Below are 18,449 nucleotides of genomic sequence, written 5' to 3' on the forward strand. Positions count from 1 at the left end.
GGTGTTTGGACGCTTACCGACGCTATCGGCCATGCGGAAATAAACTTTAGGGCAAATTTCCGATTTTTTTCCGGCCCCCGGAAGCGACGTAGAAACGGCACTCTACACGAGATGGCGTATTTGCATACAAGACTCGTGCCTAACCAAGGTTACATCGCCACCTCGACCTGGCCGGGCCCGGTGACCCGCGCCTTGACCACCCGCTTGGACTGCAGGTTGCGCACCCTGATCTGCTGCCCGGGGGAGCCGTCGGAGAGCGCCTCGCCGGGCATGCGCACGCTGATGCTGGTGCTCTTGGCGATGATCACCACCTGGTCGCCCTTGCGGATCACCTCGGCCATTTCCAGGTGAACCGGCGCCAGCACCTGGTCGGCGACCACGGCACGGGTGAGCTTGTAGCCTTCTACCTGTGCCGGATCGGTCAGGTAGCCCTGGTTAAGCAGGCCCACCTCGCGTTCCACCAGGTTGTAGTCGTCCGCACTGACGACTGCCCCACGGCGCAGCGGACGGGCTACTACTATTACTTCGCGGAACAGCCGGACCTGCGCGGGGACGTAGACGCTCCATGGCGCGCTGCCTTCGCAGCGCACGCCGACGGTGACCCGACCGATGGGTTGTGCCGGGCTTTCGAGTGTGACCGTCAATTCCCTGTCGCAGGCCGCCAGGCGCAACCTGGGGTCGAGCCGGTTGATCTGGATGTCGTAACGACCGGGGATATTGTTGGTCTGCAGATAATCCTCCACCGTGAACTCAAGAAAGCCTTGGGTGGAGCCGATAAGGACTTCGGGCGATGTGAGTTCCTCCGCCGAGGCGCTGTTGTGGCCGAGGCAGAACAAAACAGGTAAAACGACCTTAAAAAGGTGGCGGCGTTGTGCCATCGTGTGTCGGAAAATCGTCGTCATAGCGTTCATATCAAGATCAAAAGCAAGGCCCGTGCCGCCTGCTACTCTAAGGCGAAGCGTGCTGAAGCTAATAACGGGAGAGTCCTGGCATGGCCGGTGTATTGGATTCGGTTAACCAGCGTACGCAACTGGTCGGTCAGAACCGGCTGGAGTTGCTGCTGTTCCGGCTGGATGGGACCCAGCTATACGGGATCAACGTGTTCAAGGTGAAGGAGGTGCTGCAGTGCCCCAAGCTCACCATCATGCCCAAGTCGAGCCCTGTGGTTCGCGGCGTGGCCAATATCCGTGGGGGCACCATCCCGATTCTCGACCTGGCCATGGCCACCGGTCGACGTGGCCTCGATGACCTGAAGAACAGCTTCGTCATCATCACGGAATACAACACCAAGGTGCAGGGGTTCCTGGTGCGCTCGGTGGAGCGCATCGTCAACATGAACTGGGAGGAGATCCATCCGCCACCCAAGGGCACCGGTCGTGAGCATTACCTGACCGCGGTTACCCGGGTCGACAAGAACCTGGTGGAGATCATCGACGTGGAGAAGATCCTCGCCGAGGTCGCACCGACTTCCGAAGTGATTTCCGAGGGCGTGATCGACCAGAACACCCAAGCCAGTGCCGTGACCAAGCGGGTGCTGATCGTCGACGACTCGTCGGTGGCCCGCAAGCAGCTGATCCGTTGCCTGGAGACCGTCGGCGTCGAGGTCACCGCGCTCAACGATGGCCGGCAGGCGTACAACTACCTGCATGACCTGGTGGAGCAGGGCAAGGCGCCGGAGAAGGAGCTGCTGATGATCATCTCCGACATCGAGATGCCGGAAATGGACGGTTATACGTTGACGGCGGAGATCCGAGGCGATGCGAGAATGCAGAAACTGCACATCCTCCTGCATACTTCGCTCTCCGGCGTGTTCAACCAGGCGATGGTGAAGAAGGTCGGCGCGGATGATTTCCTCGCCAAGTTCCGACCCGATGACCTGGCTGCACGTGTGATCGAGCGGATCAGAATCGCGGATGGCGGCTGAGGGATGATTCCCCCAGGAAACAGATATGAATGAGGCGGGCCTAGTGTCTTCAGGTAACTTGGATTTCGAGCAGTTCCGGATCTTCCTGGAAAAAACCTGCGGCATCCTGCTGGGAAGCAACAAGCAGTACCTGGTATCCAGCCGCCTTAACAAGCTGATGGAACAGAACGGCATCAAGTCGCTGGGTGAGCTGATACAGAAGATCCAGGGTTCCCCGCGTGGCGGCCTGCGCGAGCAGGTCGTCGATGCCATGACCACCAACGAGACCTTGTGGTTTCGCGACACCTACCCCTTCGAAGTACTGAAGAGCCGGGTGCTGCCGGAAATGATCAAGGCCTCGCCGAACCAGCCGCTGCGCATCTGGTCGGCCGCCAGCTCTTCCGGGCAGGAGCCGTTCTCCCTGTCCATGGCGATCGACGAGTTCGAGAAGGTCAACCTGGGCCAGCTCAAGGCCGGCGTGCGCATCGTCGCCACCGACCTGTCCAGCTCGATGCTCGCCGCCTGCAAGGCCGGCGAGTACGACAGCCTGGCGATGGGGCGCGGGCTTTCCCAGGAACGCCTCACCCGCTACTTCGACCCCAAGGGGCCGGGGCGCTGGGTGGTCAAGCCGGCTATCCGCAACCGTGTCGAGTTCCGTGCGCTGAACCTGCTGGACAGCTACGCGGCGCTGGGCAAGTTCGACATCGTGTTCTGCCGCAACGTGCTGATCTACTTCTCCGCCGAGGTGAAGAAGGACATCCTCACGCGCATCCACGCGACGCTGAAGCCCGGTGGCTATCTGTTCCTCGGTGCGTCCGAGGCGCTCAATGGCCTGCCGGAGCTGTACCAGATGGTGCAGTGCAGCCCGGGGATCATCTACAAGGTCAAATGACCGGGTAGCGCGACATGGGAAAGGGAGGCGAAAGCCTCCCTTTTTATTGGCCTGCTTTATTTGCCTGCGGGCGGGCTCAAACCAGTGTGCGGGTGACGTTGATATTGCCCTGGGTGGCGTTGGAGTAGGGGCAGACCACATGGGCCTTGTCGACCAGGTCCTGGGCCACGGCCTTGTCGATGCCGGGCAGGGAGATGCGCAGCTCCACTTCGATGCCGAAGCCGGTGGGCAGGGTGCCGATGCCGACGATGCCTTCGATGGAGGCGTCGTCCGGCAGGCTGACCTTCTGCTTGCCGGCGACGAACTTGATGGCGCCGAGGAAGCACGCCGAGTAGCCGGCGGCGAACAGTTGCTCCGGGTTGGTCCCTTCGCCGCCTGCGCCACCCAGCTCCTTGGGCGTGGTGAGTTTCACATCCAGTACTCCATCGGACGATACGGCACGGCCTTCACGGCCACCGTAGGCTTCGGCGTAGGCGCGATACAGGGCTTTTTCGATGGGCATTTCGATCTCCTCGGGTTCGTCGATCAAGGGGCGATGGCGGCGTTGCACAGCGGCTGCCGTCAGACGGAAACCAAAGCCTAGACCACGCAGATGAAAGGAGAGGGCGGGGCGGCAATCACCGCTGCCGGCCATTGCCGCTCAGCGGCAAGACCGCTCGTCCGCGTTGCCGCCGGCACCGGCAAAAGCGGTAATGCCTTGCCGTTGCCGCCTCGATTGCTGCGAGGATTTATCTCAAGCCATTGAAAATAAAGGGATTTAAAAGTTGGCATAGCCTTTGCTGAATGTCATGCAGGTAAACCGACATTGCCAGCCGGCAAAGGTTAGAGACATGAGCATCAGCTTCGAAAGCGCCCTCGGCATCCATGAAAAGGCCCTCAGCTTCCGCACCCAGCGTGCCGAAGTGCTGGCCAACAACATCGCCAACGCCGACACGCCCAACTACAAGGCGCGTGACCTGGACTTCAAGGCTGTGCTCCAGCAGCAGGTGGAGAACAGCAAGGGCACCTTCCATGCCAACCTGACCAACCAGCGTCACATCGCTGCCGAAGGCGCCAGCCTGTTCGACGAAGGCCTGAAGTACCGGATTCCGTTCCAGCCCTCGATCGACCAGAACACCGTCGACCTGCAGCAGGAACAATCGACCTACACCGAGAACTCCATGCAGTTCCAGGCCAGCTTCACGATGCTCAATAGCAAATTCAAAGGGCTGGTCGCTGCCCTGCGCGGCGAATAAGGGAGAACACCACCATGTCACTGTCCAGCGTCTTCAACATTGCCGGCACCGGGATGAGCGCTCAGAGCACTCGACTGAACACCATCTCCAGCAACATCGCCAACGCCGAGACGGTGTCCTCCAGCCTCAACCAGACCTACCGCGCTCGCCACCCGGTGTTCGCCACCATGTTCCAGAGCCAGCTCAACAGCGAGAGCGGCAGTGGCAGCAGCTCGCTGTTCGCCGGCGAAGACGAATCCGGCCGTGGCGTGCAGGTGCTGGGCGTGATCGAAGACCAGAGCGCGCTCACCCCGCGCTACGAGCCGAACCATCCGGCCGCCAACGCCGACGGCTACGTGTACTACCCCAACGTCAACGTGGTGGAGGAGATGGCCGACATGATTTCTGCCAGCCGTGCCTTCCAGACCAACGTCGAAATGATGAACACCGCCAAACAGATGATGCAGCGCGTGCTGACCCTGGGTCAGTGATTGCGTGAGGGAGCGACCAGATGAGCGTTGACGTAGGCGCCACTACCAGTACCTCGGTACTGGACCAGTACAAACTCAAGGACACCGCCAAGTCCAAGGAACTGGGCAAGGACCAGTTCCTTCAGTTGCTGGTGGCACAGATGAATAACCAGAACCCGCTGGACCCGCAGACCAACAGCGAGTTCGTGGCGCAGTTGGCCCAGTTCAGTACGGTCGAGGGGTTGGATAACCTGAACAAGAGTGTGAACACCATTCTTTCCAGCACCCAGTCATCCCAGGCGCTGCAGGCTTCGTCCCTGGTCGGTCGCAAGGTCATCGTCACCACCAACAAGGCGGTGGTGGACACCAGCGAGACCATGAAGGGCAGCGTCAACCTCACCGGCGCCAGCACCAACGTCTACGTCAACGTGCTGGACAGCAAGGGCAACGCCGTCAACCGCATCAACCTGGGCGCCCAGAGCGCCGGCCAGGTCAGCTTCATGTGGGACGGCAAGGATTCGAGCGGAGCCGTTGCACCCAACGGCACCTACACCTTCCAGGCCGAGGCGGCCATCGACGGCAAGACGGTGGCGATGTCCACCAACCTGCCGGCGAACGTGGACAGCGTCACCCTCGGCCTGAATGGCGGCGAGATGACGCTCAACCTCGCCGGGCTGGGCAGCGTCGCACTCTCCAAGGTCAAGGTCATCGGTCAATAATCGTCGGCGGCGCCGGCGTTACAGGAGCATCCCATGTCTTTCAATATCGGACTCAGCGGCATCCGCGCCGCCTCCAGTGACCTCAATATCACTGGCAACAACATCGCCAACGCCGGCACCGTGGGCTTCAAGCAGTCCCGTGGCGAGTTCCAGGACCTGTACTCGGCGTCCGTGCTCGGTTCCGGCAGCAAGACCATCGGCAGCGGCGTGCTGCTGGGCAACGTCGCCCAGCTCTACAACCAGGGCACCATCGACTACACCGAGAACGCCCTGGACCTGGCGGTGAACGGCAACGGCTTCTTCATCACCAGCAACAACGGCGCCATCAGCTACACCCGTGCCGGCTACTTCGGCACCGACAAGAACGGCAATATCGTCGACAACAACGGCTATCGCCTGCAGGGCTACTCGGTGGATGCCAACGGTGCGCTGCAAAGCGGCGTAGTGGGCGATCTGGTGATCCAGACCAACAACCAGCAGCCCAAGGCCACCACCACCATTACCCAGCCGTTCAACCTGAACTCCACCAACACGGTGCCCACCAAGACGCCGTTCGACCCGGCCGACCCGACCACCTACAACTCGTCGACCTCGGTGAACATCTATGACGCCCAGGGCAACGCCCACGTCATGACCCAGTACTTCGTCAAGGCGGCCACCCCGGTCAACACCTGGACCATGAACGTGCTGATCGACGGCCGTAGCCCGACCAACCCGGCCAGCACCGCGCCGATGAGCACCACCGTGGGCTTCACCACCTCCGGCCAGCTCGACACCAGCACCTTCACCAACACCGGTGGCTTTGCGGTCAATGCCGACGGCACCTTGGGCATCACCGGCTGGGTGCCGGCGAAGTCCAATGGCGCCACGCCGCCGGTATGGAGCGCCAACGGTGCTGCTGCCGCGCCGACCATCAGCTTCGATATCCGCGGCTCGACCCAGTTCTCCAACGCCTTCGCGGTGACCAAGGTCGCCCAGGACGGCTACACCACCGGCCAGCTGTCGGGCCTGGAGATCGACGACGAGGGCAACATCTTCGCCCGCTACACCAACGGCCAGTCGAAGATCCAGGGCCAGGTGGTGCTGGCCAACTTCGCCAACGTCCAGGGCCTCACCCCGGTAGGCAAGACGTCCTGGGTGCAGTCGTCGGAGTCCGGCGAGCCGGTGATCGGCACCCCGCGTTCCGGCACCCTGGGCGCGCTGCAGTCCGGCGCCCTGGAAGCGTCCAACGTGGATATCTCCACCGAGCTGGTCGACCTGATCGTGGCGCAGCGCAACTACCAGGCCAACGCCAAGACCATCGAGACCGAGAACGCGGTCACCCAGACCATCATCAACCTGCGTTGAGTGGTGTTTGCCGCCCGGCTCATCGGGCGGCAAAGACCTTGCCACTGGCGGCAGCCCCTCGCCGCCACGGCATTCGAAGGCCCTTTGCTCGGGCCTTTTTCTTTTATGTTTTTCCTTTTTAATCAGCGTCTTGTGGTTGTTTTTCGAGTTATGGCACAGCAATTGCTGAATAGCCTGCAAAGAGTCAGCGGGCGTCAAAAGCCCACTCGGAGAACCCCATGGACAAGATGCTGTACGTCTCCATGACAGGCGCCAGCCAGAACACCCTGGCCCAGCGTGCCCACGCCAACAACCTGGCGAACATTTCCACCACCGGCTTTCGTCGCGACTACGAACAGGCGCGCTCGATGCCCGTGTTCGGCGAAACCTTCCCGGCGCGGGTCTACGCCATGAGCGAGCGCCCCGGCACCGACTTCACCCCCGGCCCCATGCAGGAGACCGGTCGTGACATGGACATCGCCATCGGCGGCCAGGGCTGGATCGCCGTGCAGTCCGCCAACGGCAGCGAAGCCTATGTGCGTACCGCCAGCCTGCAGGTAGATGCCCTCGGCCAGCTGCGCACCGGCAACGGCTTGCCGGTGATCGGCAATGCCGGCCCCATCGCCATTCCCCCGGAGCAGAAGGTGGAGATCGGCGCCGACGGCACCATCAGCATCCGTGCCCTGGGCGAGGCCCCCAACGTGATGGCCGAGGTCGACCGCATCAAGCTGGTCAACCCCGATCCCAAGCAATTGGAGAAGGGCACCGACGGCCTGATCCGCCTGAAGAGCGGCCAGCCGGCCGGCGTGGACGGCAACGTCCAGGTCACCTCCGGCTTCCTCGAGGGCAGCAACGTCAATGCCGTGGAAGAGATGACCGCGATCCTCTCGCTGTCCCGCCAGTTCGAACTGCACGTGAAGATGATGCGCACCGCCGAAGACGATGCTTCGGCGATGGCACGGGTCATGCAACTCAGCTAATTACCAGTACGCGGCGCCATGAAACCGGCGCCCGAGGAGAACGAAGATGCTTCCGGCACTCTGGGTCAGCAAGACGGGCCTCGCGGCTCAGGACATGAACCTGACCACCATTTCCAACAACCTGGCGAACGTGTCGACCACGGGCTTCAAGCGTGATCGCGCCGAGTTCGAGGACCTGCTGTACCAGATCCGCCGTCAACCCGGCGCCCAGAGCAGCCAGGACAGCGAACTGCCCACCGGCCTGCAGCTGGGTACCGGTGTGCGCATCGCCGGCACCCAGAAGATCTTCACCCAGGGCAGCCTGCAGACCACCGAGCAGCCGCTGGACCTGGCGGTGAACGGCCGCGGCTTCTTCCAGATCCTGATGCCGGATGGCACCGTCGCCTATACCCGTGACGGCAGCTTCCACCTGAACTCCGACGGCCAGGTCGTCACCTCCCAGGGCTATGCCCTGGAGCCGGCCATCGTGCTGCCGGCCGAAGTGCAGACCTTCACCGTGGGCGAGGACGGCACCGCCTCGGTGACCACCTTCGGCAACCCCACGCCCCAGGTGATCGGCAACATCCAGACCGCCGACTTCGTCAACTACGGCGGCCTGCAGGCCATCGGCAACAACCTGTTCCTGGAGACCGCTTCCAGCGGCGCTCCGCAAGTCGGTACCCCGGGCCTGACCGGCCTGGGCAATGTGCTGCAGAACACCCTGGAAAACTCCAACGTCAGCGTGGTCGAGGAGCTGGTGAATATGATCACCACCCAGCGCGCCTACGAGATGAACTCCAAGGTCATCTCCACGGCCGACTCCATGCTTGGTTTCCTCTCGCAGAACCTGTAATACCCCCGAGGTAAGTTGTCATGAACCGGCTGATCCTTCCTGTCTCGCTGCTCGCCGCCCACCTGCTCACCGGGTGCGTCGCGCCGGCCGCCAAACCGAACGATCCCTACTACGCCCCTGTCCTGCCGCGCACGCCCATGCCCGCCGCGCAGAACAACGGCTCCATTTATCAGGCCGGCTTCGAAACCAACCTCTACGACGACCGCAAGGCGTATCGTGTGGGTGACATCATCACCATCACCCTCAACGAGCGCACCCAGGCCAGCAAGAACGCCACCTCGCAGATCAAGAAGGACAGCACCGCCAACCTCGGGCTGACCTCGTTGTTCGGCGGCGGCGTGCGGGTCGACAACCCCAGCACCGGCCTCAACCCGCTCAAGGCGGAGAACCTGTCCATGGACGTCGGCTACAGCGGCACGCGCGACACCAGCGGCAACTCCCAGGCGGGGCAGAGCAACAGCCTCAGCGGCTCGATCACCGTCACCGTCTCCGAAGTGCTGCCCAATGGCATCCTCGCCGTGCGGGGCGAGAAATGGATGACCCTCAATACCGGCGACGAGCTGGTGCGCATCGCCGGCCTGGTCCGCGCCGATGACATCGGCACCGACAACAGCGTCTCCTCCAACCGCATCGCCGATGCGCGTATCACCTATTCCGGCACCGGCGCCTTCGCCGATGCCAGCCAGCCAGGATGGTTCGACCGCTTCTTCATGAGCCCCCTGTGGCCATTCTGAGCAGGTGATTGCGAAGATGAAACGACTGACCGCTGCCCTTTGCCTGTTGCTCGCCGCCACGGCCGTTCATGCCGAACGCCTGAAGGACCTGGCGAGCATTCAGGGCGTGCGTAACAACCAGTTGATCGGCTACGGCCTAGTGGTGGGCCTCAACGGTACCGGCGACCAGACCACCCAGACGCCCTTCACCCTGCAGACCTTCAACAACATGCTGGCGCAGTTCGGCATCAAGGTGCCGGCCGGCTCCGGCAACGTGCAGCTGAAGAACGTCGCGGCGGTGTCCATCCACGCCGACCTGCCGCCCTTCGCCAAGCCGGGCCAGGCCATCGACGTCACCATCTCCTCCATCGGCAACGCCAAGAGCCTGCGCGGCGGCAGCCTGCTGATGGCGCCGATGAAAGGCATCGACGGCAACGTCTACGCCATCGCCCAGGGCAACCTGGTGGTGGGCGGCTTCGATGCCGAGGGCAGCGACGGCTCGAAGATCACCGTCAACGTTCCGTCGTCCGGCCGCATTCCCGCCGGTGCCACGGTCGAGCGCCCGGTACCCAGCGGCTTCGACCAGGGCAACTACCTGACGCTGAACCTCAACCGCCCGGACTTCACCACCGCCAAGAACATCGTCGACAAGCTCAACGAGCTGCTTGGCCCGGGCGTCGCCCAGGCCCTGGACGGCGGCTCGGTCCGCGTCACCGCGCCCATGGACCCGAGCCAGCGCGTCGACTACATGTCGGTGCTGGAAAACCTCGAAGTGGAGGCCGGCCAGGCGGTGGCCAAGGTCATCATCAATTCGCGTACCGGCACCATCGTCATCGGCCAGAACGTCAGGGTGCAGCCAGCCGCCGTCACCCACGGCAGCCTGACCGTGACCATCACCGAAGACCCGATCGTCAGCCAGCCCGGTGCCCTGTCCGGCGGGCAGACCGCCGTGGTGCCGCGCTCCAAGGTCAAAGCCGACCAGGAGGCCAAGCCGATGTTCAAGTTCGGCCCCGGTACCACCCTGGACGAGATCGTCCGCGCGGTGAACCAGGTGGGCGCGGCCCCTTCCGACCTGATGGCCATCCTCGAGGCGCTGAAGCAAGCTGGCGCCCTCCAGGCCGACCTGATCGTGATCTGAGGAGGCGACCATGGACTCCAAGTTTTCTGCCGGCCTCGGGGGCTCCAGCCCCGTCGACTCGGGCGCCTACACCGACCTCAACCGCATGGCCCAATTCAAGGTGGGCAAGGGCCGGGACAGTGACCAGAACATCAAGAAGGTCGCCCAGGAGTTCGAGTCGCTGTTCCTCAACGAAATGATGAAGGCCATGCGCTCGGCCAACGAGGTGTTCGCCGAGGGCAACTTCCTCAACAGTAACGAGAGCAAGACCTACCAGGACATGTACGACCAGCAACTGGCCGTGACCATCTCCAAGGGGCAAGGCATCGGCCTGTCCGACGTGCTTACCCGCCAGCTGTCGAAGAACAAGGGCGCATCCAAGTCCACCGGGCCCAACCCCTTCGCCCAGGTGGCCGAGACCAACGGCATCAGTTGGCCGCAGAAGGGCAGCAAGCTCGAAGCGCCGGCCGAGGGGCGTGATGACTCCAAGATGTTGGCCATGCGCCGCATCAGCCTGCCGGGCAAGCTCACCGACCGCCTGCTGGCCGGCATTGTGCCGTCCGCCAGTGCCGGGGAGGGGGCGGCGGCCCAGGCGGCCACTGCGCAGAACCAGGCCCTGGCGGGTGCCGACTGGGTGCCGGCCAAGTCCTATGGCGCGCCCGAGAGCGGCGCCACGCGGGTGGATGGCACCGACGCGGTACTTGGCCGGCGTATCGCCCAGCCGCCGCTGGCACCCGGCAAGTCGGCCTTCCGTTCGCCCCAGGAATTCATCGACACCATGCTGCCCATGGCCCAGGAAGCGGCGAAGAGCATCGGCGTCGATCCGCGCTACCTGGTGGCCCAGGCAGCCCTGGAGACCGGCTGGGGCAAGTCGATCATCCGCCAGCAGGACGGCAGCAGCAGCCACAACCTGTTCGGCATCAAGTCCCACGGCTGGGACGGCCAGTCGGCCCGCGCCCTGACCACCGAATTCAAGGACGGCCAGGCCGTCAAGGAAGCGGCATCGTTCCGCGCATACGACTCCTATCAGCAGAGCTTCCACGATTATGTGAACTTTCTGCAGGGGAACGATCGATATCAAGAGGCACTGGAAGTAACCGACAAGCCTGAGCGATTCGTCCGCGAACTGCAGCAGGCCGGCTACGCGACCGACCCGCAGTACGCGCGCAAGGTCGCCCAGATCGCCCGGCAGATGCAGACCTATCAGGCTGTAGCGGCGGGCGATGCGGTGGTGCCGCGTTCATGAGGATGAGACATGGCTGACCTGTTATCCATCGGACTGTCGGGCCTGCGTACCTCGCAGACGTCCCTGACGGTGACCGGACACAACATCAGCAACGTGAACACCCCCGGCTACTCGCGGCAGCAGGCGGTGCAGCAGACCAACGTCCCGCAGTTCACCGGCGGCGGCTACATCGGCTCCGGCAGCCAGGTGGTCGACGTGCGCCGGCTGGCCAGTGAATTCCTTACCTCGCAATTGCGCACTGCCACCAGCCAGAACAGTGAGCTGCAGACCTTCAAGAGCCAGATCGAACAGCTCGACGGCCTGTTGTCCAACACCACCACCGGCATCAGCCCGGCGTTGAAGAGCTTCTTCACCTCGCTGCAGACCGCGTCCCAGGACCCATCCTCGGTGGCCGCACGCGAGGCGGTGCTGTCCCAGGCCAAGGGGCTGGAAGACGCTTTCAACACGCTCTACGACCAGCTGGACAAGCAGAACAGCCAGATCAACGACCAGCTCGGCGCGCTGACCACTCAGGTCAATTCCCTGGCGGCCAACGTGGCCAACTACAACGATGCCATCGCCAAGGCCCGCGCCAGTGGCGCCGAGCCCAACGACCTGCTGGACGCCCGCGAAGAAACCATCCGCCAGATTTCCGAGATGATCGGGGTCAAGACCCTGGAGCAGAACGACGGCAGCGTCAGCCTCTTCGTCGGCACCGGCCAGCCCCTGGTGGTGGGCAACACCGCCTCCACGCTGCGCGCCAAGCCCGGTGTCGACGACCCGTCGCGCTACCAGATCGACCTGGTCACCGGCGGTGTGTCGCAAACCATCACCACGCAGATTTCCGGCGGCGAGATGGGCGGCCTATTGGCCTACCGCGATACCACGCTGGACCAGTCGTACAACAGCCTTGGCCAGTTGGCGATCACCATCTCCGACACCATCAACAAGCAGCTGGGGCAGGGCCTGGACTCCGCCGGTCGCGCCGGCAGCCCACTATTTGGCAACATCAACGACCCCCAGGACGCCTCGCTGCGGGTGCTGTCGAACGTCAACAACACCGGCACCGCCAGCGCGGCGCTGAACATCACCGATACCAGCAAGCTGGGCACCAGCGACTACCGACTGGATTACGACGGCACCAACTTCACCGCCACGCGCCTGTCCGACAACGCGCCGATGACTGTCTCGGTGACCGGTACCGGGCCGTACACACTGAGCTTCGCCGATGCGGCGGGCAACAGTCAGGGCTTCCAGGTGCAGATGAGCACCCTGCCGGCGGCCAACGATCGTTTCACCCTGCAGCCGACCCGGCGCGGCGCCACGGATTTCGAGAGCACGCTGAAGTCGTCCGACCAGCTGGCCTTCTCCGGCTCGGCGCGGGCCCAGGCGACCACCAACAACCGGGGCACGGGCACCATCGGCCAGCCCGGGCTGGTCAGCGGGCCGTCGCCCATCGACATCACCGACCTGCAGGACCTGTTCGGCGCCAACGGCATTTCGCTGACCTTCGATGCCGCCACCAACACCCTCAACGGTACCCTGCCGGCCGGCGCGACCCTGAGCTACGTCTCGCCTTCGACCACCGCGCTGACCCCGGGGCAGACCAACACCCTGCGGCTGAACTACACCGACCCGTCGACCAACAACAGCTACACCTACGAATTCACCATGGGTGGCACGCCGCAGAGCGGCGACAGCTTCAACCTGGCGTTCAACAACAAGGGCACCGGTGATAACCGCAACGCCCTGGCCCTGGTCGGCCTGCAGACCAAGCCGGTGGTCGGCAACGGCACCACCGGCGCCACCTACACCGACGCCTACAGCGGGCTCGTCGAGCGGGTCGGTTCGCTGACCGCCCAGGTGCGGGTCAATGCCGATGCCGGCGAAGCGGTGCTGAAGCAGGCGCAGGAGAACCGCGACTCGCTCTCGGGCGTGAACCTGGACGAAGAGGCGGCGAGCCTGATCCAGTTCCAGCAGTACTACAATGCCAACGCTCAGGTCATTCAAGTTGCGCGCGCGTTGTTCGATACATTGATCGGCGCCTTCAACTAAAGGCTGATGTGAAATGAGAATCTCGACTATCCAGGCTTTCAACAACCAGGTCGCGGGCTTGCAGAAGAACTACGGGAACGTGACCCGGACCCAGGAACAGATCAGTACCGGCAAGCGCATCCTTACGCCTGCCGACGATCCGGTGGCCTCGGTGCGCCTGCTGCAATTGAGCCAGGAAGAGGCGCTCAACGGCCAGTACAAGTCCAACATCACCGCCGCGAAGAACAGCTTGAACTCCGAAGAGAGCATCCTCACTTCCGTCGGCAACGTGATGCAGCGCATCCGCGAGATTGCCGTGGAGGCGGGCGACGGCGCCCTGGACGCCACCGACAAGGCCTCCCTGGGCACCGAGTTGCAACAGCGTGAAGACGAGCTGATGAGCCTGCTCAACAGCAAGGACGCCAGCGGCAAGTACCTGTTCTCCGGCTCCCAGGCCGACACCCAGCCTTTCGTGCGCAACGCCGATGGCACCTACAGCTACCAGGGCGACGAAGGCCGCCGCGAAGTTCAGGTAGCGAGTAGCACCTTCCTGGCCCTGGGCGACAACGGCAAGGACCTGTTCGAGAACGTGTTCAACGCCAACCGCGTGACCACCTCGAAGGGGGCGACCGGCACCGGCAGCACCGCGAGCATTTCCCAGGGCCTGGTGATCGACAAGACCGACTACGACACCGTGTTCCCCGCCAGCAACCCGCCTGCGGCGACCGATGCCATCGGCATCCACTTCCTCGATTCCCAGCGCTACGTGGTCTACGACCCGGCCACCCTGCCGGTCGGCTATGACTGGAACACCTACAACCCCGCCACGCCGCCCGCCGGGCAGCTGGCCACCGGGGCCCTGGACACCAACTCGCAGACCTCCGACTTCATCACCTATGGGGGGGTGAAGGTGCAGATCGACGGCACTCCCGTCGCCGGTGACGACTTCTCCGTCAACCGCAAGCCGGACGCCGAGAAGCGCAGCCTGCTCAACGTGGTGTCCGACCTGCGCAAGGCGCTGCAGTCCTCCGCGGACACCCCCGAGGGCAACCGCCAGATCCGCGACGCCGTGGCAGTGGCCACTTCCAACCTCGACGCGGTCAACACCAAGGTGCTGGGCGTGCAGGGTTCGGTGGGTGCGCGCCTCAACACCCTGGACACCACCGAGGGCTTCGTCGATGACGTGAGCCTGGTGAACAAGTCGGTGCAATCCTCCCTCGAGGACCTCGACTACGCCGAGGCCCTGTCGCGCCTGACCATGCAGTCCACCATCCTCCAGGCGGCACAGCAGAGTTACGTGAAGATCAGCGGCCTGAGCCTGTTCAACTTCCTCAACTGACCCCGCCACCGCGCGCCAGGCGCGTGGTGGCCCGCCGTCGCTTGACCCCTTGCCGACCCGCCTTGCATTTCAACGGGTTGGCACCATGCTTGCTTTGGGTCTCGACATCAAAAGCGAGTGCCATAAAACTGTCGGCAATAAAGGCAGCGCGCTCATCCGGCGCAGGGCCGGCTGACATGGGCAGGGGAGAGCAGCATGTTCGATGGCAAGTCCGTTTTCGTTTCCGGGGGCACCGGCTCGTTCGGTCGCGCGTTCATCCGCACCCTGCTGGCGAACTACCAGCCCAAGCGGGTGGTGGTGTTCTCCCGCGATGAGCTCAAGCAGTACGAGATGCAGCAGGAGTTCAACGCCCCCTGCATGCGCTATTTCCTGGGTGACGTCCGCGACGCCGAGCGCTTGCAGCAGGCCATGCGCGGCATCGACCTGGTGGTCCACGCCGCCGCCCTGAAGCAGGTGCCGGCCGCCGAATACAACCCCACCGAATGCATCCGCACCAACGTCAGCGGTGCCGAGAACATCATCAACGCCGCCCTGGCCAACGGCGTGCAGAAGGTGGTGGCGCTGTCCACCGACAAGGCCTCCAGTCCGGTCAATCTCTACGGCGCCACCAAGCTGCTGAGCGACAAGCTGTTCGTCGCCGCCAACAACATCACCGGTGACCACCAGACCCGATTCGCCGTGGTGCGCTACGGCAACGTGGTCGGCTCGCGCGGCTCGGTGCTGCCGTTCTTCCGCCGCCTGCTCGCCGATGGCGCCCGCGAGCTGCCCATCACCGACCCGCGCATGACCCGCTTCTGGATCACCCTCGACGAGGGCGTCGACTTCGTCCTGCGCAGCTTCGAGCGTATGCACGGTGGCGAGCTGTTCGTGCCGAAGATCCCCTCCGCGCGCATCACCGACATGGCAGAGGCCCTGGCGCCCGGCATGCCGCACAAGCTGGTGGGCATCCGTCCCGGCGAGAAGCTGCACGAAATGATGATCTCCCGCGATGACAGCACCCACACCTTCGAATTCGACCGGCACTTCGTCATCGCCCCGTCGATCACCTTCAACACCGAATACGACTACACCCGTGATGGCCTGGGTGGCCAGGGCGTGGCGGTGGAAGAGGGCTTCGAATACGTCTCCGACAGCAACCCCCACTACCTGAGCGTGCCCGAGCTGCGCCAGTTGGCGGACACCTGGGCCTGACCATGATCCCCTACGGTCGACAGAACATCTCCCAGGCGGACATCGACGCGGTGGTGGACACCCTGCGCTCCGACTGGCTCACCCAGGGGCCGGCGATCGAGCGCTTCGAGCAGGCCGTCGCCCAGCGCTGCCAGGCCGCCCAGGGCGTGGCCGTGAGCAATGCCACCGCCGCGCTGCACATTGCCTGTCTGGCCCTCGACCTGGGGCCGGGCGACCGGCTCTGGACCAGCCCCAACACCTTCGTCGCCAGCGCCAACTGCGGCCTGTACTGCGGCGCGCAGGTGGACTTCGTCGACATCGACCCGGCCACGCTCAACCTCGACGTCGGGCAACTGGAAGCCCGGCTGGAGAGCGCCGAGCGCGACGGCACCCTGCCCAAGGTGGTCATTCCCGTGGCCTTCGCCGGGCAGAGCTGCGACATGGCGCGCATCGGCGAGCTGGCGCGGCGCTACGGCTTCCGCGTGATCGAGGATGCCTCCCACGCCATCGGCGCCAGCTATGGCGGTCGGCCGGTGGGCTGCTGCGAGTATGCCGATATCACCGTGTTCAGCTTCCACCCGGTGAAGATCATCACCACGGCGGAGGGCGGCCTGCTCACCACCAACGACCCGCAACTGGCTGAGCGCCTGCGTCGCCTGCGCAGCCACGGCATCACCCGCGACCCGGCCGCGATGACCGGCCCCAGCGAAGGCCCCTGGTACTACCAGCAGCTGGAACTGGGCTTCAACTACCGCATGACCGACCTGCAGGCCGCCCTCGGCCTGTCCCAGTTGCAGCGCCTGGATGCCTTCGTCGCCCGCCGCCGGCAACTGGTGGCCCGTTATGGCGAGCGGCTGGCCGGCTTGCCCCTGGGCCTGCCGCAGCTGCAGGCGGGCGCCGAACCGGCCTGGCACCTGTACCCGGTGCGCCTGCGCCTGGAGCGTCTGCAACGTAGCCACCGTGAGATATTCGAAGCCCTGCGCGGCGCCGGTATCGGCGTCAACCTGCACTACATCCCGGTGCACCTGCAGCCCTATTACCAGCAGTTGGGCTTCGCCCCGGGCAACTTCCCCGAGGCCGAGCGCTACTACGCCGAAGCCCTGAGCCTGCCGCTGTTCCCCGACCTGACCGACGACCAGCAGGACCAGGTGGCGAGCACTCTCGCCAGCGTCCTGCAGTGACTGGAGAAACCCGTGCGTGAGCTGACCGAGCAAGAACGATTCTGGCAGGGCGAGTTCGGCGACCAGTACGTCGAGCGCAACGACGGCGAGGTGCCCGTAGCCAGCGCGACGTCCTTCTTCGCCCAGGCCCTGCGCCGGGCGGGGCGCATCGACAGCCTGCTGGAGCTGGGCACCAACCGGGGCCTCAACCTGCGCGCGCTCAACCGGCTGTTGCCCCAGGCGACGCTGCTGGGCGTCGAGCTCAACGCCAAGGCCCGGGAGATCGCCCAGGGCCTGGGTATCGCCGAGGTGTGGCACGGCTCGTTGTTCGACTACCCGGTGCAGCAGCAGGTGGACCTGGCCTTCACCCGTGGCGTGCTCATCCACCTGTCGCCGGAACTGCTGCCCCAGGCCTATGCCAAACTCCATGAGGCCAGCCGCCGCCATGTGCTGATCGCCGAGTACTACAGCCCCTCGCCGGTGGAGATCAGCTACCGCGGCCACGCCGGCAAGCTGTTCAAGCGCGATTTCGCCGGCGAGATGCTCGACCTGTACCCCGACCTGCAGTTGGTCGACTACGGCTTCGTCTATCGGCGCGACGTCAATTTTCCGACCGACGACATCAACTGGTTCCTTCTGGAAAAACGCCCATGAGCAAGGTCGCCATCATCCCCGCGCGCGGCGGCAGCAAGCGGATTCCGCGCAAGAACATCCGACCCTTCCAGGGCCAGCCGATGATCGCCTACTCCATCCGCGCGGCCCTCACCTGTGGCCTGTTCGAGCGGGTGGTGGTGAGCACCGATGATGGCGAGATCGCCGAGGTGGCCCTGGCCCTTGGGGCCGAAGTGCCCTTCCTGCGCCCGGCCTCCCTGGCCGATGACCATACCGGCACGGTCGAAGTCATCCAGCACGCCTTGCGCGAGCTGGCCGCCGCCGGCTACCACCCCGACTACGCCTGCTGCCTCTACGCCACCGCGCCCTTCGTCCTGCCGGAGAAGCTCTGCGAAGGCTTCGAACTGCTGGCATCGCGCCCGGACAAGGACTTCGCCTTCACGGTCAGTGACTACGCCGCACCGGTGCAGCGCGCCCTGCGGGTGAATGCCGATGGCGGCGTCGAATCGCTCTACCCCGAATACCAGCAGACCCGTTCCCAGGACCTGGAGCGCGCCTACCACGACGCCGGGCAGTTCTACTGGGGTCGGGCTGCCGCCTGGGCCGAAGGCAAGGTGCTGCACGGTTCGCATTCCCTGCCACTGGTGCTGCCGCGCTACCTGGTGCAGGACATCGACAGCCCCGAGGATTGGCACCGCGCCGAACTGATGTACGCCAGCCTCCTGCTGGAGGGGGACATCTGA

Annotated in this window: 19 protein-coding genes; 17 read left to right on the forward strand and 2 right to left on the reverse strand. The window is 64.4% G+C overall.

Going from position 1 to position 18,449, the window contains the following annotated elements; all coding sequences use genetic code 11:
• Window positions 1-149: 149 nt before the first annotated feature.
• Window positions 150-911 carry a flagellar basal body P-ring formation chaperone FlgA gene (gene flgA, locus PSm6_RS20840; RefSeq protein WP_037021935.1) on the reverse strand — a complete coding sequence of 254 codons (762 nt, stop codon included), beginning with the start codon at window positions 909-911 and terminating at the stop codon, window positions 150-152.
• Between the two features lie 80 nt (window positions 912-991).
• Between flgA and PSm6_RS20845 the strand changes: the two genes are divergently transcribed.
• Window positions 992-1,924, forward strand: a complete 933-nt coding sequence (locus tag PSm6_RS20845) for a chemotaxis protein CheV (protein WP_021220631.1) — start codon at window positions 992-994, stop codon at window positions 1,922-1,924.
• A 43-nt stretch (window positions 1,925-1,967) separates the two neighbouring features.
• Entirely contained in the window at window positions 1,968-2,795 is an 828-nt protein-coding gene (gene cheR / locus PSm6_RS20850; protein WP_031288173.1) for a protein-glutamate O-methyltransferase CheR, read from the forward strand.
• 76 nt (window positions 2,796-2,871) lie between these two features.
• On the opposite strand, the gene PSm6_RS20855 is transcribed toward cheR, so the two are convergent.
• Window positions 2,872-3,297 (reverse strand): organic hydroperoxide resistance protein, encoded by a 426-nt coding sequence (locus tag PSm6_RS20855; RefSeq protein ID WP_031288170.1) that lies wholly within the window; start codon window positions 3,295-3,297, stop codon window positions 2,872-2,874.
• 328 nt (window positions 3,298-3,625) lie between these two features.
• On the opposite strand from PSm6_RS20855, the gene flgB reads away from it, so the two are divergent.
• The 15 genes from flgB (at window position 3,626) to pseF (ending at window position 18,449) form a co-directional block, all read left to right on the forward strand.
• Entirely contained in the window at window positions 3,626-4,030 is a 405-nt protein-coding gene (flgB, locus tag PSm6_RS20860) for a flagellar basal body rod protein FlgB (protein ID WP_021220628.1), read from the forward strand.
• A 14-nt stretch (window positions 4,031-4,044) separates the two neighbouring features.
• Window positions 4,045-4,500, forward strand: a complete 456-nt coding sequence (gene flgC, locus PSm6_RS20865) for a flagellar basal body rod protein FlgC (protein ID WP_021220627.1) — start codon at window positions 4,045-4,047, stop codon at window positions 4,498-4,500.
• A 20-nt stretch (window positions 4,501-4,520) separates the two neighbouring features.
• Window positions 4,521-5,198 (forward strand): flagellar hook assembly protein FlgD, encoded by a 678-nt coding sequence (gene flgD, locus PSm6_RS20870; RefSeq protein WP_021220626.1) that lies wholly within the window; start codon window positions 4,521-4,523, stop codon window positions 5,196-5,198.
• A gap of 33 nt (window positions 5,199-5,231) precedes the next feature.
• Window positions 5,232-6,545 carry a flagellar hook protein FlgE gene (gene flgE, locus PSm6_RS20875; RefSeq protein ID WP_021220625.1) on the forward strand — a complete coding sequence of 438 codons (1,314 nt, stop codon included), beginning with the start codon at window positions 5,232-5,234 and terminating at the stop codon, window positions 6,543-6,545.
• A gap of 218 nt (window positions 6,546-6,763) precedes the next feature.
• Window positions 6,764-7,504 carry a flagellar basal body rod protein FlgF gene (locus tag PSm6_RS20880; RefSeq protein ID WP_021220624.1) on the forward strand — a complete coding sequence of 247 codons (741 nt, stop codon included), beginning with the start codon at window positions 6,764-6,766 and terminating at the stop codon, window positions 7,502-7,504.
• 46 nt (window positions 7,505-7,550) lie between these two features.
• A complete protein-coding gene (gene flgG, locus PSm6_RS20885) occupies window positions 7,551-8,336 on the forward strand; it encodes a flagellar basal-body rod protein FlgG (protein WP_021220623.1) in 786 nt (261 codons plus the stop codon).
• A gap of 20 nt (window positions 8,337-8,356) precedes the next feature.
• Complete coding sequence (gene flgH / locus PSm6_RS20890) at window positions 8,357-9,070, forward strand: flagellar basal body L-ring protein FlgH (protein ID WP_021220622.1); 714 nt, start codon at window positions 8,357-8,359, stop codon at window positions 9,068-9,070.
• 7 nt (window positions 9,071-9,077) lie between these two features.
• On the forward strand, window positions 9,078-10,187 hold the full coding sequence (locus PSm6_RS20895; protein WP_371877142.1) for a flagellar basal body P-ring protein FlgI: 1,110 nt from the start codon (window positions 9,078-9,080) through the stop codon (window positions 10,185-10,187).
• Between the two features lie 10 nt (window positions 10,188-10,197).
• Window positions 10,198-11,412, forward strand: a complete 1,215-nt coding sequence (flgJ, locus tag PSm6_RS20900; RefSeq protein WP_265168125.1) for a flagellar assembly peptidoglycan hydrolase FlgJ — start codon at window positions 10,198-10,200, stop codon at window positions 11,410-11,412.
• A gap of 9 nt (window positions 11,413-11,421) precedes the next feature.
• A complete protein-coding gene (flgK, locus tag PSm6_RS20905) occupies window positions 11,422-13,446 on the forward strand; it encodes a flagellar hook-associated protein FlgK (RefSeq protein WP_021220619.1) in 2,025 nt (674 codons plus the stop codon).
• 13 nt (window positions 13,447-13,459) lie between these two features.
• Entirely contained in the window at window positions 13,460-14,764 is a 1,305-nt protein-coding gene (gene flgL, locus PSm6_RS20910; RefSeq protein WP_043245566.1) for a flagellar hook-associated protein FlgL, read from the forward strand.
• Window positions 14,765-14,959: 195 nt separating this feature from the next.
• On the forward strand, window positions 14,960-15,955 hold the full coding sequence (gene pseB / locus PSm6_RS20915) for a UDP-N-acetylglucosamine 4,6-dehydratase (inverting) (protein WP_021220617.1): 996 nt from the start codon (window positions 14,960-14,962) through the stop codon (window positions 15,953-15,955).
• Window positions 15,956-15,957: 2 nt separating this feature from the next.
• Window positions 15,958-17,115 (forward strand): UDP-4-amino-4,6-dideoxy-N-acetyl-beta-L-altrosamine transaminase, encoded by a 1,158-nt coding sequence (gene pseC / locus PSm6_RS20920; RefSeq protein WP_265168126.1) that lies wholly within the window; start codon window positions 15,958-15,960, stop codon window positions 17,113-17,115.
• A 12-nt stretch (window positions 17,116-17,127) separates the two neighbouring features.
• A complete protein-coding gene (locus tag PSm6_RS20925) occupies window positions 17,128-17,748 on the forward strand; it encodes a pseudaminic acid biosynthesis-associated methylase (RefSeq protein ID WP_021220615.1) in 621 nt (206 codons plus the stop codon).
• The gene (gene pseF / locus PSm6_RS20930) at window positions 17,745-18,449 is read left to right on the forward strand and encodes a pseudaminic acid cytidylyltransferase (protein WP_043245568.1); all 705 of its coding nucleotides are present in this window, start codon (window positions 17,745-17,747) and stop codon (window positions 18,447-18,449) included. The genes PSm6_RS20925 and pseF overlap by 4 nt, the downstream gene beginning before the upstream one ends.

Source organism: Pseudomonas solani, from assembly GCF_026072635.1.
Lineage (GTDB): Bacteria > Pseudomonadota > Gammaproteobacteria > Pseudomonadales > Pseudomonadaceae > Metapseudomonas > Metapseudomonas solani.

Excerpts from the sequence above, each read along its gene's own strand:
- flgA (WP_037021935.1), bottom strand. The coding sequence starts at position 911 with ATGAACGCTATGACGACGATTTTCCGACACACGATGGCACAACGCCGC.
- PSm6_RS20845 (WP_021220631.1), top strand. The coding sequence starts at position 992 with ATGGCCGGTGTATTGGATTCGGTTAACCAGCGTACGCAACTGGTCGGT.
- PSm6_RS20855 (WP_031288170.1), bottom strand. The coding sequence starts at position 3,297 with ATGCCCATCGAAAAAGCCCTGTATCGCGCCTACGCCGAAGCCTACGGT.
- flgB (WP_021220628.1), top strand. The coding sequence starts at position 3,626 with ATGAGCATCAGCTTCGAAAGCGCCCTCGGCATCCATGAAAAGGCCCTC.
- flgC (WP_021220627.1), top strand. The coding sequence starts at position 4,045 with ATGTCACTGTCCAGCGTCTTCAACATTGCCGGCACCGGGATGAGCGCT.
- flgD (WP_021220626.1), top strand. The coding sequence starts at position 4,521 with ATGAGCGTTGACGTAGGCGCCACTACCAGTACCTCGGTACTGGACCAG.
- flgE (WP_021220625.1), top strand. The coding sequence starts at position 5,232 with ATGTCTTTCAATATCGGACTCAGCGGCATCCGCGCCGCCTCCAGTGAC.
- PSm6_RS20880 (WP_021220624.1), top strand. The coding sequence starts at position 6,764 with ATGGACAAGATGCTGTACGTCTCCATGACAGGCGCCAGCCAGAACACC.
- flgG (WP_021220623.1), top strand. The coding sequence starts at position 7,551 with ATGCTTCCGGCACTCTGGGTCAGCAAGACGGGCCTCGCGGCTCAGGAC.
- flgH (WP_021220622.1), top strand. The coding sequence starts at position 8,357 with ATGAACCGGCTGATCCTTCCTGTCTCGCTGCTCGCCGCCCACCTGCTC.
- flgJ (WP_265168125.1), top strand. The coding sequence starts at position 10,198 with ATGGACTCCAAGTTTTCTGCCGGCCTCGGGGGCTCCAGCCCCGTCGAC.
- flgK (WP_021220619.1), top strand. The coding sequence starts at position 11,422 with ATGGCTGACCTGTTATCCATCGGACTGTCGGGCCTGCGTACCTCGCAG.
- flgL (WP_043245566.1), top strand. The coding sequence starts at position 13,460 with ATGAGAATCTCGACTATCCAGGCTTTCAACAACCAGGTCGCGGGCTTG.
- pseB (WP_021220617.1), top strand. The coding sequence starts at position 14,960 with ATGTTCGATGGCAAGTCCGTTTTCGTTTCCGGGGGCACCGGCTCGTTC.
- pseC (WP_265168126.1), top strand. The coding sequence starts at position 15,958 with ATGATCCCCTACGGTCGACAGAACATCTCCCAGGCGGACATCGACGCG.
- pseF (WP_043245568.1), top strand. The coding sequence starts at position 17,745 with ATGAGCAAGGTCGCCATCATCCCCGCGCGCGGCGGCAGCAAGCGGATT.